The sequence below is a fragment of the Pseudoxanthomonas kalamensis DSM 18571 genome (genome assembly GCF_010211745.1).
Lineage (GTDB): Bacteria > Pseudomonadota > Gammaproteobacteria > Xanthomonadales > Xanthomonadaceae > Pseudoxanthomonas_A > Pseudoxanthomonas_A kalamensis.
In genome coordinates this window covers 36,188-51,972 of the sequence record NZ_PDWQ01000001.1, presented here as the reverse complement: position 1 = coordinate 51,972, position 15,785 = coordinate 36,188, and the positions used below count along the sequence as shown (strand labels likewise).

The following is a 15,785-nucleotide window of genomic DNA, read 5'->3' as shown; positions in this document are numbered from 1 at the left end:
CGATGCCTTCCGTGGATGGGTTGTAGGTCTTAGCCGGAGAAATCGAGCATCCGTTCCGGATCGATATGTACCAGTCCATCCGGCAGGGAGAGCTTCAAATCGCCGCTCTCACCCCCCAGGAACGGATGCTGGCTGGCCTTGACGGTGAACTGTCCGGGGCAGGCGAAGGTGATGTCGCTGCCTTGCAGGGTGATGGCGGTCTGGCCGGCTTGCAGGACGATCCTGTCCTTGGCCAGCACGTCGATGCGGGTGTCGTTGGCGGTCAGGGTGACCGACTGGTCGGCCAGCAGTTCCAGCGGGCCGGTGTGGGCCTGCACGCTGAGCGGTCCATTGGCGGCGATGGCGCGCAGGTCGGCGTGGGCGTAGAGCGCGCCGTGACGGCCGGAGACGGCAGAGGCGGTTTGCGCGGCGGCCAGGTGGGCATCGTCCTGCACGGTCAGGTGCAGGGTATTGCCGGCGAAGGCCACGGCGCTAGCCGGGGTGACCCAGGCCATGCGCTCGGGGGTCTCGGCCAGCAGGCGGGGATCGGCGAAGGCCTCCACGGGATCGCCGCCCTCGCGGGCGCCGGCAGCGGGTTTGGTGGCCGACTGGCCATTGACCGAGCCGCCGTACTTGCCCTGTTCGGCCGGGTCGATGGCCTGACGCAGTGCGGTCTGTTGCGGATTGGCCTCCAGCCCCGGCACTTGCTGTTGCAGCAGGGTCTCGTGCAGGGCCTGAGCGGTGCGCTCGGCGCCGGTGAGCTGGGCGACGGCTTCGGCCACGTCCAGCTGGGTCGAGGCTGCGTTGGCCCGTGCGGTGGTCGACAGCAGCAGGCCGCGGCCGGCGTGCAGGTTGCCCCAGCCCTGGCTTGCCAGATCGAAGCCCAGTCCGCGCAGGCCGCCGCGATGGCCGTTGTCGTGTTCGACCAGATAGCCCAGCTCCAGCCGGGTCTGGGCCAGACTGGTGTGCAGGCGGGTGCGCAGCTGGCCGGGGGCGTCATCGAGCAGCCACTGCTGGCTGCCGCTCTGGTCATGCGATTGCGTGTGCAGGCCGCTCAGGGTGCCGGGGTGGTTGGCCGCGCCGTCGATGCCGGCGGCGAACGGCAGTTCAACCTGGCCGTTGTACAGCTGACCGGTGACGCGCGGCTGGTCGATGTCGCCGTGCAGGAACTCGACCAGTACCTCGGCGCCGATCCGAGGCAGGAAGTGGCTGCCCCAGTTGGGTCCGGCCAGCCACTCGGCCACCGGTACCCAGCTGCCGCTGGTCGCATCGCCGGGCGCATGGCCGTCGGGGGTGGCGGACGAGCCGGTGTCGGACAGCCCGCCGGGGTGGGGCGAAGCGCCACGCTGCCACGGGAACTGGATCCGCACCTGATGGCCGCGGGTGGGGGTGAGCGCATCGTCCGGCAGGCCGACCACGCGCGCGGTCTGCGGCCCGTGCACGCGCGGGCGCGGCGCATCGCGCGGGACGAGGGCGGTACCGGCGTCCACCGCCAGGAAGCGGTTGCGGTAGCTGCCGCGTTCCAGGCCGTCGATGGACAACCCCAATGCCGACAGCAGCTCGACCATGCCGCCGCCGAGGTTGTTGCGGGCATCGTGTTCGATCACCAGCGGCACGAACGGCTGCGCCTGCCGCGGATGGCCGCTCAGGGCGTGGGTCATCGCCGGTTGCAGCCGGCGTTCGCTGCCGGCGCCGGCATGCACGGTCTGCGCCACCCGCAACGCATCCAGCTGCAGGTCGGCCACGGCCTGCGCGTCGTCGGCGAAGCGGCCATCGCGCGGCAGGGAAAACACCTCGCGTTCGGGCAGGGCATCGGCATCGGCCTGGCTGGACGCGGACACCACGGCCAGCCGTTCGCTGTGCCAGCTGGCCACGGCGCGCGCCGACGGCACCGCCTGGCGGCGGCTGGCGAAGCGGCTGACGGCATCGCCGTCCTCGGTGGCGTCGATGCGGTGGAAGCGCACGCGACCGCCGTCGGGCACCGGCGCTTCGCGATCGCGCACCACCCAGGCATGTCCGGCCGGTGCGTCGTCGGCCCCGTGCTCGAAATGCCAGGCCAGGCCGGCTTCGGCCAGCAGCCGGGTCAGGAAGTCGAAATCGGACTCGCGGAACTGGATGGTGATCGGCCGCACCGGCAAGGCCTGGGTGGCCTCCCAGCGCAGCGTCGCCAGCGGATAGTCGGCCAGCACCTGTTCGGCGATGCCCTGCACGTCGCGGTCCTGGAAGATCAATGCGTTGCGGCGAAGCTGCAGCAGCGCGGTGAATGGTTCCAGCGTCAGCGCGTAACGGGCCAGGCCGCCGTCGCTGCCGAGGCTGCCGGCTTCGGTGACCAGGCCGAACCAGCGCCGCGTGCCGCCATCGGCGCAACGCAGCTCCAGTCCCAGTGGCTGGCCCAGCAACGGGGCCAGGTCCAGCCCGGCGTCGTGCGCGAGCAGGCGGACGCGAAAGCGGAATGGCTCGCACACCGCTTCGCGGCCGGAGAAGCCCTCCAGCACGGCAGCGTGCATCAGCGCATCCAGGGCGGGCGATGGCTGGCCGGCGGGCGCGGCCAGCAACCTGATCAGCCGGGACTCGCCGCGCAGACGGGCCAGCGGCGCAAGCGCCTGTTGCCAGCGTTCGAGGATATCCATATCCGTAGTGCCCTCATGGCAGGGTGATGGTGACGTGCGCGGTGCTGGGCGGAAGCTGCACCACATCCTGATAGGCGGCCAGCTTCTGTTCGGTATCGCGCGCCAGCAGGGCGTTGACGCCGAAGTAGCCGAGCACGCCGAACACCGCCAGCAGCACCGCCGGCGCCCACACCGGCACGATCCGGCGCAGGGCATGGGCGACGCTGTCCGGCGGCGGCCAGTGCGGGGCGAACCCCACGCGCTTGCCCTTCAGGAAGGTGATCTCGTCGCCCAGGCGCGCGGTCAGGTAGCCCAGCTTCTCGGGGCCTTCCAGCCGGTACTTGCCCTCGAAGCCCAGCAGCAGGCAGTAGTGGTAGACCTCCAGCGAGGCCAGCCGCGGCCCGCCCTGCGCGCGCAGTTCCTCTAGGCGGTCGAAGAAATGCTCGCCGGCCAGATGCTCGCCGAACAGGCGCAGCTGCAGCGGATTGCGCTCCCAGCTTTCGCGCAACGGCGAGGGCTGGCTGAGGATGGCTTCGTCGACCGCCGCGCAGAAGGCGTACTTGGCTGCGTAGGTGTCTTCCGAGGCGATCCCCAGCTTGCTCGCGCCGCGCTCGACCCGGTCGAGGAACTGGCGGACCGATTCGACGAATTTTTCCTCGTCGCTCGGCAGCTGTCCGCGCTTGAGCAGCATCAGCAGGTAGAAGCCGTCGAACATCAGGTCCAGCAGCCGGCGCGGCGGCGCGGCGGCGCGGCCGTCGATGGCGGCATCGGCTTCGGTGCCGGTCGGGATCGATTTCGGAACGGGGGGCAGGTTGGCGGGGGTCATGGGCGTGGGTGGTGTCTCACTGGGTCAGGGCGATCAGTTCCAGCTTCAGTTCGCGGATGCCCGAGGGCACGTAGATGGTGATCGATTCGGACTTGAGCATGCGTTCGTACAGCGGGCCGTGCGGTTCCAGCGCGAAATACTGGCTGCCCGGGCGCACCGGGATGGCCGCCGGCACCTGCGCCGCGTGGGTCAGCTTGACCCCCGGCAGGGCCGACAGCACGCACTTGTCCACGTCGTCCGGCGCGCCGACCTTGAAGCGCACCGGCACGCTCTGGGCCAGTTCGTTGCCCGGCAGGTCGGCGGCCACGCCCAGGTAGAAGGCCGAACGCGCGTCGATCCGCTGCGAGTCGATGCGGCCCAAGTGGAACGAGGGCTTGACCTCGCTCAGGTTGATCGAGAAATAGCGCTCGGAAATCACCGTGTCCAGCAGTTCGCGGATCATCGCGAACAGGGTGTCGAACCCGGCCTGCGGCGCCGCGTGCTGGTAGCGCGGCAGGTCGGCCAGCCGGTAGGCCTTGGAGAAGGTCATCAAGCCGCCGACCAGCCGCGAGAGCTCCTGGAACAGCCGCTCCGGCGCCAGTCCCGGATGGTGGTACAGGTGCGAAAGCGCGGCATGCGCGGCATTGGCCGTGTGCAGCAGCCAGAACGAGGCGATGTCGCCGGAACGGAACTCGACGATGTGCTGCGACGGTTCGCGGTGGATGCCGTACAGCGCGTCGGTCTTGGCCTGCAGCGCGTCCAGCAGCCGGCGCAGGTCCAGCATCAGCGCCGGCACCGCGGCGATCGACAGACAGGGCGGGACGAAATCGGCGTCCAGTTCGAAACCGCCGGTCGGGGTGCGCCGCACCCGTGCGATCGGCAGCGCGCTGAAGGCGTCGCGGGCGTCGTCGTCGGTCAGCAGGCGCACGGTCTTGCGCAGGTAGCCCAGTTCGGCCTCGGCCGCGTCGGTGTACAGGTCGGGCGTGACCCGGTTGGCCTGGACGAAGCGCGATGCGCCGTCCGGGTCGGTGCCGCAGTTGCCGCCGTGCGGCCGCAGCAACGGCACCGCAAGGTGGATGGTGGTCGCCGACACCCCGGCCGGCAGCTCGGCCAGCGACAGCGGTTCGGGCAGTTCGTCGTCCTGCGGCGCCGAATACGGTTCGCCATCGGGAAACACCGCGGACAGCCGCAACAGGCGCAGCACGCCGCTGGCCAGGCTCTGCAGGTCGAAGCTGCAGTCGCGCAGACCCCAGGCGTACGGGTGCAGGGTCGCTGCGGTGTCGCGCAGGCGGGTCTCGTGGTAGGCGTCCTGCTGCTGGAAGTGTTGCGGGCGCAGGAACAGTCCTTCGCCCCAGAAGATCTTCGACATGCGGCTCACGCGGACCTCGTGGCGCGATGCGGAGTGCGTGGAATCGGGAAGCGGCCGGTGGGCATCGTTCAGTCCTTTGCGCAATGCGCGGTGGTCAGGCTGTGCGCCGCGCCGTTGAACTGCGTGGTCAACGCGGCGCTGGAAGTCGTCAGGGCGCAGGCGTGCAGGCCGATGGTGATGCCATCGCGCGCGGCGCCGGCGCCATCGAAGCTCATCCGCCAACGTCCCGGCGCCGGGGCGCGGAACAGGGCGACCACGCCCAGCCGCGCCGCTTCGGGCGGCAGGCGGATGCTGGTCTCGTGGCGTTGCCCGGGCTGCAGCACCAGTTCGCTGGCGCTGATCAGGTCTTCGGCCAGCGCGCTGCGCTCGGCATCCTCGTCGAGGAAGGCCGAATACGGCGCCTGTTCGAACCGCTGCCCGTCGCGCAGCTGGTAGACCCGCACCACCAGGGCCAGCGCACGGCCGTCGTTGGCGGCATTGAGGTTGGTGCCGGCGTACAGGCGCAATGGAATGGTGCGGAACTGCGGCTGCGCGTCGTCCTTCTTCAGGCCGACCACCTGCAAGGCCTTGTCGATCAGTCCGCCGGAGTCGCGGGCATCGCCGGAACTGACGCAGCCGGCCAGCATGCCCAGCAGCAGGACAAAGCAGATGCGGTGCGGGAAAGCCGCAAGTCGCGAGCGCAGCCCGCGGACAAAACTCACATTTACGCGATCATCCATGTCGTCGCCATCCTTTGCCGCCACGCTTCCACACCGGAAGCGCCATCCAGAGCGGACGGTTTCGATACCCGCATGCGGCGACAGCAACACTTTCGCCACCGCAGCCTGATACCGTGTCCTTGGCCGTCAGCCGATAATACCGTCACATTTTCTGCTTGACGGCTGCATGTGAGGTTACTATAAACAGACCGATGGCGGGTTGATGCTCGCCTTGCATCCGGTGGATGTCACATCGACTCCGGCCGGACGAGTTGAAGGGAATTCAACGTGAAGAACTTAAGGAGGAGTTCGCTGATGCGATCCGTATACCCGTTCCTTCGTGCGCCCGCACTGGCGGCTGCCGTGCTGGTGTTGACCGTTTCCGGCTGCACCAGCACCGGCGGCACGAAAACCGGCGTCTCTCAATATGCCAGCCTGATGTCGGAAGCCGAGGCGCAAGTCGGCGCTGGCGCCATCGACTCGGCCATCCGCACCTTCGACCTGGCCGCGCAGGCCGATCCGACCCAGAAGGATCCGTGGGTGCGCAGTGCGCAGCTGCAGTTCGATGCCGGCAGCTACGGCCGCGCCATCGTCGCCGCCCAGGAAGCCCTGCAGCGCGATCCCGGCGACCTGGTCGCCGACAGCGTGCTGACCCTGGGCGGATTCCGGGTCGCCGGCGAATCGCTGAAACGGCTACAGGCCGGCGGCGCACTGTCCAGCGAAAGCGCGCGCAGCGAGGCCAAGCAGCTGGCCGAATCGATGCGCTCGATCATGGGCGACGAAATCGTCGATATCGCCAAACCGACACCGGCACCGCGCAGCACGCGCCGCAGCAGTCGTCGCAGCGCGACGCCCGCGCCCAAGCCTGCGCCTGCCCCGGCGCCCAAGCCGGCCAGCGGCGACCCCTTCAACAAGCTCGGCGGCAACTGAGGCGCCTGGCCCCGTCACGCAAGCAACAACGGAGATACCGGAAATGGCCAAGAAGGAAAGCGTCCAGAAGCGTTTGCAGAAGATTCGTCCGCCGCGGGTCCAGCTCACCTACGACGTGGAGAAGGGCGACGCGATCGAACAGAAGGAAATCCCGTTCGTGGTCGGCGTGCTCGGCGATTTCAGCGGCCAGCCCGAGGAGGCGCTGCCGCGAATCAAGGACCGCAAGTTCGTCGAGGTGGACATGGACAACTTCGACGAGGTGCTCGAGGGCATGGCCCCGCGCGCGGTGTACCGGGTGCCGAACAAGCTCAGCGACGAAGGCGGCGAATTCGCGGTCGAGCTGAAGTTCAAATCGCTTGAGGACTTCCGCCCCGAATCCGTGGTCGAACAGGTCGAGCCGCTGCGCAAGCTGCTGGAAGCGCGGACCAAGCTGGCCGACCTGCGCAACAAGCTGGCCGGCAACGAGAAGCTGGAAGACCTGCTGACCGACGTGCTGAACAACACCGAACAACTGAAGAAGCTCGGCCAGTCCGGGAACCAGGAGTAAGCGATGAGCGCCAACGCAACCAGCGCCGCCGCCCAGCCGGGCGCAGCGGTCGAAGAATTGGGACTGCTCGACCAGATCGTCGAGCAGAGCAAGGTCGCCAAGTCGCGCGCCGAGCATGAGCGCGCCCGCGACATCATTTCCGAACTGGCACGCGAGGTGCTGGACGGCACCGTGGTGGTCTCGGACAACCTCAACCTGACCCTGGACGCGCGGGTGGCCGAGCTCGACCGGCTGATCTCCGAGCAGGTCAGCGCGATCATGCACGCCGCCGAATTCCAGCAGCTGGAAGGCACCTGGCGCGGCCTGCACTACCTGTGCGAGCAGACCTCGACCGGCTCGATGCTGAAGATCAAGGTGTTCAACTCGCCGAAAAAGGACCTGGTCAAGGATTTCAAGTCGGCGATCGATTTCGATCAGAGCGCGCTGTTCAAGAAGGTCTACGAGGAGGAATTCGGCACCTTCGGTGGTTCGCCGTTCGGCGCCCTGCTCGGCGACTACTACATCGGCCGGCAGCCGGAGGACATGTACTTCACCGAGCAGATGTCGCACGTGGCCGCCGCTGCGCACGCGCCGTTCATCGCCGCCGCCAACGAGGAGATGTTCGGCCTGGAAAGTTTCACCGAGCTGGGCAAGCCGCGCGACCTGGCCAAGGTGTTCGACACCATCGAGTATGCCAAGTGGAAGTCGCTGCGCGACTCCGAAGACTCGCGTTACGTCGGCCTGACCCTGCCGCGCTTCCTCGGCAGGCTGCCGTACAACCCGAAGGACGGCACCAGCGTCGAGGGATTCAACTACGTCGAGGACGTCGACGGCAGCGACCACGGCAAGTACCTGTGGTGCAACACCGCCTACGCCTTCGGCGCGCGCCTGACCAAGGCGTTCGAGGATTTCGGCTGGTGCGCGGCGATTCGCGGGGTGGAGGGCGGCGGCCTGGTCGAAGGGCTGCCCACCCATACCTTCCGCACCGACGACGGCGAGGTCGCGCTGAAGTGCCCGACCGAGATCGCCATCACCGACCGTCGCGAGAAGGAGCTCAGCGACCTCGGCTTCATCCCGCTGGTGCATTGCAAGAACACCGACTACGCCGCGTTTTTCGGCGCGCAGTCGGCGCAGAAGGCCAAGAAGTACAACACCGACGCGGCCAACGCCAACGCGATCCTGTCGGCGCAGCTGCAGTACATCTTCGCCGTTTCGCGGATCGCCCATTACCTGAAGGCGATGATGCGCGAGAAGATCGGCAGCTTCGCCTCGGTGGGCAATGTCGAGGATTTCCTCAACCGCTGGATCGCCCAGTACGTGCTGCTGGACGACAACGCGACCCAGGAAGCCAAGGCGCAGTACCCGCTGCGCGAGGCCTCGATCCAGGTTTCGGAAGTGCCGGGCAAGCCCGGCGTCTACCGCGCGGTGGCCTTCCTCAGGCCGCATTTCCAGCTCGACGAACTTTCCGTCTCGCTGCGTTTGGTGGCAGAACTGCCGGCGGCGGCCAAGAAGTCGTAACCGGTTTTGGCGGTACCTGTTCGATCAAGGGGGCGCAGACCCTGCTGTTTGGCAACGTAGTGCATTTCGCTTTGCGTAGTCCAATCGCCGGGCGCACGCCCGGTCCACCTACTCATGGAAGAACGGAACAAAGGAAAACCAGATCATGCAGCATGCATTTCTCAACATCGACACCATCAAGGGCGAGTCGCGAGACCAGGAGCACAAGGACTGGATCGAGATCGAATCCTTCACCCAGGACGTACTGCAGCCGCGTTCGGCGACCGCTTCCAGCGTCGGTGGCAACACCGCCGCCCGCGTGGAGATGTCGCCGATCGAGATCGTCAAGCAGATCGACCTGTCGACCACCGCCCTGCACCAGGCGGCGGCCAACGGCACCACCTTCCCCAAGGCCCGGATCGAGTTCTACCGTGCCGACAAGGACGGCAAGGCGATCAACTACTACCTGGTCGAACTGCTGAACGTACTGGTGCACCGCGTGACCATCAGCGTCGGTTCCGACGGCATCCCGCAGGAAACCGTCCAGCTGAGCTTCGGTTCCATCAAGTGGACCTACCAGCAGCAGAGGCCGGAAGGCGGCATCGGCGGCAAGGCGGTCGCGCAGTGGAGCCCGACGCTCAACAAGCCGACGCACAGCGTCTGATGTTGCAACCGTGCGGTGGCGTGGACTCCGCCGCCGCACTTTCGTGCAGTACCGGTTCCGCAACGGAGCCGCAACGGCCGCTGACTGGCGCAAGCCGGCCGGCGCGAACGAGGAAGCGGGGCGCAACCGGGGATGAAGGGATTCGAGCCCAGCCTGCTGGAAAAGCTGCTGGACGACGCGCCGAAGAGCGCGGCGGCGGCCGGCACGTTCAAGTCGGTGTCGCTGGAACAGTACAAGGAATCGGTGGCACGTGACCTGGAGGGGCTGCTGAACAGCCGTGCGGCCTACGACGAGGACCAGCTTGAAGCTTTCCCGCATTGCCGGCAGTCGCTGATGACCTACGGCCTGCGCGACTTTTCCGGCATGAGCCTGGCCAACGCCTATGACCGCGCGGCGATCTGCCGCTCGCTGGAGCAGGCGATCGCGCGGCACGAGCCGCGGCTGGCGAACGTCAAGGTCGCGTTCAACACCGGCTTGCGCAGTACCTCGGCGCTGCACTTCAGCATCCACGGCCTGCTCAACACCCAGCCGGCGCGCGAGCCGATCAGCTTCGACGCCATGCTGCAGACCAGCACCAACCACTATTCGATCAAGCGTGCGCGGCGCGCATCCGCGGCGGCGTAGCGATGGAAGACCTGCTGCCCTATTACGAGCGCGAGCTGTCGCACCTGCGCCGCTACGGACGCGAATTCGCCGAACGTTACCCCAAGATCGCCAACCGGCTGCTGTTGTCGGCCGACGGCAGCCAGGATCCGCACGTCGAACGCCTGATCGAGTCGTTCGCCCTGCTCGGCGCGCGGATTTCCAAGAAGATCGACGACGACTACCCGGAATTCACCGAAGCGCTGCTGGAAGTGCTGTATCCGCATTACCTGCGGCCGTTCCCGTCCTGCTCGATCGCTTGCTTCGACATGGGGCCGGCCTTGTCCAAGCTGAGCGCGCCGGTGCAGGTGCCGCGTGGCACCGTGCTGCAGTCGCGCCAGGTGCGTGGGGTGAGCTGCCGGTTCCGCACCGCCTACGACGTGCTGCTGGCGCCGCTGCGGGTGAGCCGCGCCGACTATCTCGTGGTCGCCGATCCGCCGATGGCCACCAGCCTGCCGGCCGGTAGCGGCGGGCAGATTTCGCTGGGCTTCGATCTGCTGGGCGAAAACGCCTCCGCACGCTGGCCCGCGCGCCTGCGGCTGTTCGTGGACGGCGAGCCCTCGTTCCGCGCCGCGCTGCGCGATGCGCTGTCGATGCAGGTGCTGCAGGCGTATCTGGAACCGGCCGGCACCGGCAAGTGGCTGCCGTTGCCGGCCGTGCCGTTGCGGCAAGTGGGATTCGCCGAAGACGAGGCGCTGATCGATTTCCCTGCGCGTTCGCATCCGGCCTACCGCCTGCTGACCGAACTGTTCGCGTTCCCGGAGAAATTCGGATTCTTCGACCTCGACCTGTCGATGCTGCCGCGCACGCCGGGGCAGGCCTTCGTCCTGCACCTGGTGCTGCGCGGTTCGCCGGGCGAAACGGCGGGCGCGCGCACGCTGGAGGCGCTGGCGCCCGAACACTTGCGCAGCGGCTGCACGCCGGTGGTCAACCTGTTCCCGATGCATGGCGAACCGATCCGCATCACCCACGAGACCGAGAGCTACCCGGTGGTGGCCGACGCCCGCCGCGCCTTCGCCTACGAGGTGTATTCGATCGACTCGGTGCAGCGCGTGCGGCAGACCCCGCAGGGCGAACAGATCGTGCGTTTCCGCCCGTTCTATTCGCTGAACCACGGCGAGGATCCGGACCGCAACGCGCAGTACTGGTTGTCCCGGCGCGACGCCGACGTGGCCCGGCGCAGTCCCGGACACGAGACCGAACTGTCCTTCGTCGACCTGAACTTCGACCCGGCGGCGCCGCAGACCGACGTGGTCAGCCTGGAGCTGAGCTGCACCAACCGCGACCTGCCGGCACAGCTGGCCTACGGCGTGTCCGGCGGCGACCTGAGCCTGGAGGGCGGCAGCCCGGCGCGGACGATTTCGCTGCTGCGCAAGCCGACGCCCACGTTGCGCTTCGCGCGCGGACGCGGCGCGCAGTGGCGGTTGATCTCGCACTTGTCGCTGAACACCCTGTCGCTGACCCAGAGCGGGCTGCCGGCGCTGAAGGAAATGCTGCGCCTGTACGACCTGTCGCAGTCGGCGGTAACCGGGCGCCAGATCGAAGGCATCGTCGGCTTGGCCCAGGAGCCGGCAACATTGTGGCTGAGCGGGCAGCGCTTCGGCAGCGTGGTGCGCGGGGTCAGGATCGTCCTGGACATCGACGAAAGCGGGTTCGTCGGCAACGGCGTCGGTGTGTTCGCCGCGGTGATGGACCGCTTCTTCGGCCTGTACGTGCATGCCAACAGCTTTACCCAACTGGTGTTGAAATCTGCCGGCTCCGGCGAGGTCCTAATCGAATGCAAACCGCGAAACGGCGAGTCGATCCTGGCGTAGCCCAACGGCTGCTGCGCGACCCGCACCGCTTCGGTTTCTTCCAGGCGATGCGGGTGCTGGAGCACCTGTTCCGCCGCCAGGCCAACAGCGGCAACGATCCGCTGCCGGCGCGGGTGCGTTTCCGCAACAGCGTGTCGCTGGCGTTTCCGCCCAGCGAGATCGAGCACATCGAGTCGTACTCCGGCGACGGCGTGCGGCTGGAGAAGGATGCGGCGATCGACCATGCGGTGACCATGGAGAACCTGGGCCAGGTGCAGCTGACGCCGGCCTTCATCGGCCTGCTCGGCGCCAACGGCGTGCTGCCGAGCCACTACACCGAGCTGCTGGCGCAGCGGGAGATCTACGAACGCGACCGCACGCCGCGCGCCTTTCTCGACATCTTCCTCAACCGCGCCGCGTTGCTGCACTACGCCGCGTGGAAGAAGTACCGGTTGCCGGTGCAGTACGAGATGGATCAGCGCGAGCGCTTCCTGCCGCTGGTGCTGGCGCTGGCCGGCATGGGCCAGCGCGCGCTGCGCGAACGCATGGTCGATGGCGAAGGCGACGTGTTCGATCCCGCGGTCGCCCACTATGCCGGCGCCATCCGCCAGCATCCGGTGTCGGCGGCGCAACTGCAGCGCATCCTGTCCGATTACTTCCGCGCCGATATCCGGGTCGAGCAGTTCGTCGGTGCCTGGTATCCGGTGCCGGCGCAGGCGCGCACGCGGCTCGGCCTCGGCAATGCGCGGCTGGGCGCATCGGCGCTGGCCGGCGACCGGGTCTGGCAGCGCGACCTGCGCCTGCGGCTGTGGGTCGGGCCGCTGGATCGGCGCGATTTCGACGATTTCCTGCCCAACGGCCAGGCGGCCAAGGCGCTGGCCAAGTGGGTGACCCTGCTGACCGGGGTGACGCTGGAATACGAAGTGCGGCTGGTGCTGAACGCGCAGGACGTCGGCGGCAGCGCGCTGGACAAGGACAACGGCGTCCGCCTCGGCTGGGACACCTATCTGACCACCCGGTCGCAGTCGCAACAGCGCTCGGACACCCGCTACACCATCCACGCGCTGCAGTAGCCAGCGCTTTGCACCCCACTCAAGGACGACCCCGCAGCATGAGCATCAACCTGAAGACATTGATCGGCAAACTGGACGACACCTGCCGCCAGGCCGCGCAACGCGCCGCCAACCTGTGCATCGCCCGCGGCAACTACGAAGTCGATCTGGAGCACCTGTTCCTGGCCCTGCTGGAGCAGCACGACAGCGACTTCAGCCTGATCGCGCGCCGCAGCGGCATCGCCACCGATGCGCTGCAGCGCGATCTGGAAGAAGAGATTGGCCGCTTCCACACCGGCAACGCGCGCACGCCGGTGTTCTCGCCGCACCTGCCGGCGCTGTTCGAACATGCCTGGCTGATCGCCTCACTGGACTCGGAAACCAGCCGCATCCGCAGCGGACACCTGCTGCTGGCCCTGTTGACCGAACCGGACCTGGCGCAACTGGCCTATCGCGGTTCCAAGCTGTTCGTGCGATTCAAGCGCGAAGAACTCAAGCACGATTTCGCAAAACTGACCGAAGGCTCGTGCGAGGCCGGCGAAGGGGTGCGCTTCGCCGATGCGCAGGCGCCGCAGGACGGCGACGCGGACGGGATGGCCGAGACGCCGGCCCCGGGCCTGTCGAAAACCCCGGCGCTGGACCAGTTCACCACCAACCTGACCCAGCGCGCCTGCGACGGCCACATCGACCCGGTGGTCGGCCGCGACGGCGAGATCCGCCAGCTGGTCGACATCCTGATGCGGCGCCGGCAGAACAATCCGATCCTCACCGGCGAGGCCGGCGTCGGCAAGACCGCGGTGGTGGAAGGACTGGCGCTGCGGATCGCTGTCGGCGACGTGCCCGAGGTGCTGCGCGGGGTCGAGCTGCACGTGCTCGACATGGGTCTGTTGCAGGCCGGTGCCAGCGTCAAGGGCGAATTCGAGAACCGGCTCAAGAACGTCATCGACGAGGTCAAGAAGAGCCCGCACCCGATCATCCTGTTCATCGACGAGGCGCACACCATGATCGGCGCCGGCGGCCAGGCCGGACAGAACGACGCGGCCAACCTGCTGAAGCCGGCGCTGGCGCGCGGCGAATTGCGCACCATCGCCGCCACTACCTGGAGCGAATACAAGAAGTACTTCGAAAAGGATGCCGCGCTGGCCCGCCGCTTCCAGGTGGTCAAGGTCGAGGAGCCCGGCGAAGACATCGCCGCGGCGATGCTGCGCGGGATCGTGCCGCTGATGGAAAAGCATTTCGGCATCCGCGTGCTGGATGAGGCCATCACCGAGGCGGTGCGGCTGTCGCACCGCTACATCAGCGGCCGGCAGTTGCCGGACAAGGCGGTCGGGGTGCTCGACACCGCCTGCGCCCGCGTCGCCCTGGGCCAGAGCGCCACCCCGGCGATCATCGAGGACACCGCCAAGTACCTGGAACGACTGGACGCTGAACTGTCGGCGCTGCAGCGCGAAGCGGCCAGTGGCGGCGGCCGGCACACCGAGCGGCTGGCGGAACTGCACGAACAGCAGACGCAGGCGCAACAAGTATTGGCCGACAGCCAGGCCCGGCTACAGCAGGAGCAGGCGCTGGCCGCGCGCATCCGCGCCTTGCGCGAGGCGCTGGAATCGTCGGTGGCACCGGCGCCGGGGGCCGAGGCCACGGAATCGTCCGCGCCCAAGCCGGCAAGGAAGGCAGCCAGGAAGACCGCCAAGAAGGCTGCTGCGGTTTCGCCGCAACAGGCCGAACTGGAAGCGCTGCAGGACCAGTTGCGGCAGTTGCAGGGTGAGGCGCCGATGGTGCCGCTGCAGGTGGACGGCACCGTGGTTGCCGAGATCGTTTCGGCCTGGACCGGCATTCCGCTGGGGCGCATGGTCAAGGACGAGATCCGTACCGTGCGCAATCTGGCGCCGCTGCTGCGCGAGCGGGTCATCGGTCAGGACCATGCGCTGGACGCGGTGGCCCAGCGCGTGCGCACGGCCAGCGCCAAGCTGGAAGACCCCAACAAGCCGCGCGGCGTGTTCATGTTTGTCGGCCCGTCCGGCGTCGGCAAGACCGAAACCGCGCTGGCGCTGGCCGACATCCTGTACGGCGGCGAGCGCAAGCTGGTCACCATCAACATGAGCGAATACCAGGAAGCGCACAGCGTGTCCGGGTTGAAAGGCTCGCCGCCCGGCTATGTCGGTTACGGCGAAGGCGGCGTGCTGACCGAGGCGGTGCGCCGGCAGCCGTACAGCGTGGTGCTGCTGGACGAGGTCGAGAAGGCGCATCCGGACGTGCTGGAAATGTTCTTCCAGGTGTTCGACAAGGGCATGATGGACGACGCCGAAGGCCGCGAGATCGACTTCCGCAACACCCTGATCATCCTCACCTCCAACATCGGTTCGGCGCAGATCATGCAGTCCTGCCTGAACAAGCCGGCGGCCGAACTGCCCGCCGCCGACGACCTGGCCGAGGCATTGCGTCCGGTGCTGATGAAATCGTTCAAGCCGGCCTTCCTCGGTCGCCTGAAGGTGGTGCCGTACTACCCGATCGGCGACGAGGTGCTGGCCGCCATCATCGCGCTCAAGCTGGGCCGCATCCGCGACCGCGTGCTGGCCAACCACAAGGCCGCGTTCAGCTGGGACGACAGTCTGGTCGAAGCGGTGCTGGCGCGCTGTACCGAAGTCGACAGCGGCGCCCGCAACGTCGATCACATCCTCAATGGCAACCTGTTGCCGGAGATCGCCGAAACCGTGCTGGCAAGAATGGCCGAGGGCGGTAGAATCGAGAGCATCAAGGTGTCGGCCGACAAGAAGGGCGCGTTCAAGTACAGAATCGCGTGAAGCCGGCACTGCAGGGAAGATTTTTCACCGCAAGGAGCACCGCAATGGACATGCACATCTACGGAACCCCGCGCGAGGCGCTGATCGCCGCCTGCGGCCGCAACCAGCGCGGGCAGCAACCGCCCGGTCCGCAGGCGCTGCGCGGCCTGCGCCAGCCGGACGCGGCGGCCGTGGTCGATCTTCTGGGCGATGCCGCCGTCGCCGCCCGTCCCGCCGCCCGCGCCCTGCTGCTGCGCATGCAGGCACAGCCCTGGCGGCTGTCCGGTCCCGGCGCAGGCGATGCCGCCCAGGCGACCCTGGCGCTGCAGGTCGGCGGTCGTTGCTGGCAACTGCATTGCCGGCAGGCGCCGCGGCTGCAGGTACGGGAAATCAGCGGATGAATGCGCGCACCTGACCGGGGCGCTGCAAGGAGGTGGACGC

General features: G+C 67.9%; 12 protein-coding genes and 1 pseudogene. 9 read left to right on the top strand and 4 right to left on the bottom strand.

Annotated elements, in window-relative coordinates:
* Positions 1 to 29 precede the first annotated feature (29 nt).
* The 4 genes from CSC70_RS00255 to tssJ all read right to left on the bottom strand — a co-directional run bounded on the left by CSC70_RS00255 (position 30) and on the right by tssJ (position 5,481).
* Positions 30 to 2,609 carry a type VI secretion system Vgr family protein gene (locus CSC70_RS00255; protein WP_162454635.1) on the bottom strand — a complete coding sequence of 860 codons (2,580 nt, stop codon included), beginning with the start codon at positions 2,607 to 2,609 and terminating at the stop codon, positions 30 to 32.
* A gap of 13 nt (positions 2,610 to 2,622) precedes the next feature.
* Positions 2,623 to 3,414, bottom strand: a complete 792-nt coding sequence (locus CSC70_RS00250; RefSeq protein WP_162454634.1) for a DotU family type IV/VI secretion system protein — start codon at positions 3,412 to 3,414, stop codon at positions 2,623 to 2,625.
* Positions 3,415 to 3,430: 16 nt separating this feature from the next.
* Positions 3,431 to 4,762, bottom strand: coding sequence for a type VI secretion system baseplate subunit TssK (tssK, locus tag CSC70_RS00245; protein WP_162455297.1), 1,332 nt, complete (start codon positions 4,760 to 4,762; stop codon positions 3,431 to 3,433).
* Between the two features lie 68 nt (positions 4,763 to 4,830).
* Positions 4,831 to 5,481, bottom strand: a complete 651-nt coding sequence (tssJ, locus tag CSC70_RS00240; RefSeq protein ID WP_162454633.1) for a type VI secretion system lipoprotein TssJ — start codon at positions 5,479 to 5,481, stop codon at positions 4,831 to 4,833.
* Between the two features lie 294 nt (positions 5,482 to 5,775).
* Here tssJ and CSC70_RS00235 point away from each other — a divergent pair, with 294 nt between their 5' ends.
* The 9 genes and pseudogenes from CSC70_RS00235 (at position 5,776) to CSC70_RS00195 (ending at position 15,745) form a co-directional block, all read left to right on the top strand.
* Entirely contained in the window at positions 5,776 to 6,390 is a 615-nt protein-coding gene (locus CSC70_RS00235) for a tetratricopeptide repeat protein (RefSeq protein ID WP_211369382.1), read from the top strand.
* Positions 6,391 to 6,433: 43 nt separating this feature from the next.
* Positions 6,434 to 6,937: a type VI secretion system contractile sheath small subunit gene (gene tssB, locus CSC70_RS00230; protein WP_162454632.1), complete on the top strand. Its 504-nt coding sequence runs from the start codon at positions 6,434 to 6,436 to the stop codon at positions 6,935 to 6,937.
* A 3-nt stretch (positions 6,938 to 6,940) separates the two neighbouring features.
* Positions 6,941 to 8,434 (top strand): type VI secretion system contractile sheath large subunit, encoded by a 1,494-nt coding sequence (tssC, locus tag CSC70_RS00225; protein ID WP_162454631.1) that lies wholly within the window; start codon positions 6,941 to 6,943, stop codon positions 8,432 to 8,434.
* Positions 8,435 to 8,552: 118 nt separating this feature from the next.
* A pseudogene (locus tag CSC70_RS00220) lies at positions 8,553 to 9,077 on the top strand (Hcp family type VI secretion system effector); the annotation flags it as partial.
* 132 nt (positions 9,078 to 9,209) lie between these two features.
* On the top strand, positions 9,210 to 9,701 hold the full coding sequence (tssE, locus tag CSC70_RS00215; protein WP_162454629.1) for a type VI secretion system baseplate subunit TssE: 492 nt from the start codon (positions 9,210 to 9,212) through the stop codon (positions 9,699 to 9,701).
* A gap of 2 nt (positions 9,702 to 9,703) precedes the next feature.
* Positions 9,704 to 11,533 carry a type VI secretion system baseplate subunit TssF gene (gene tssF / locus CSC70_RS00210; RefSeq protein WP_162454628.1) on the top strand — a complete coding sequence of 610 codons (1,830 nt, stop codon included), beginning with the start codon at positions 9,704 to 9,706 and terminating at the stop codon, positions 11,531 to 11,533.
* Entirely contained in the window at positions 11,497 to 12,585 is a 1,089-nt protein-coding gene (gene tssG / locus CSC70_RS00205; RefSeq protein WP_162454627.1) for a type VI secretion system baseplate subunit TssG, read from the top strand. Before tssF ends, tssG begins: the two co-directional genes overlap by 37 nt.
* 38 nt (positions 12,586 to 12,623) lie before the next feature.
* Entirely contained in the window at positions 12,624 to 15,365 is a 2,742-nt protein-coding gene (tssH, locus tag CSC70_RS00200; protein ID WP_162454626.1) for a type VI secretion system ATPase TssH, read from the top strand.
* Positions 15,366 to 15,409: 44 nt separating this feature from the next.
* Positions 15,410 to 15,745, top strand: coding sequence for a hypothetical protein (locus CSC70_RS00195; RefSeq protein WP_162454625.1), 336 nt, complete (start codon positions 15,410 to 15,412; stop codon positions 15,743 to 15,745).
* The last annotated feature ends 40 nt before the right edge of the window (positions 15,746 to 15,785 follow it).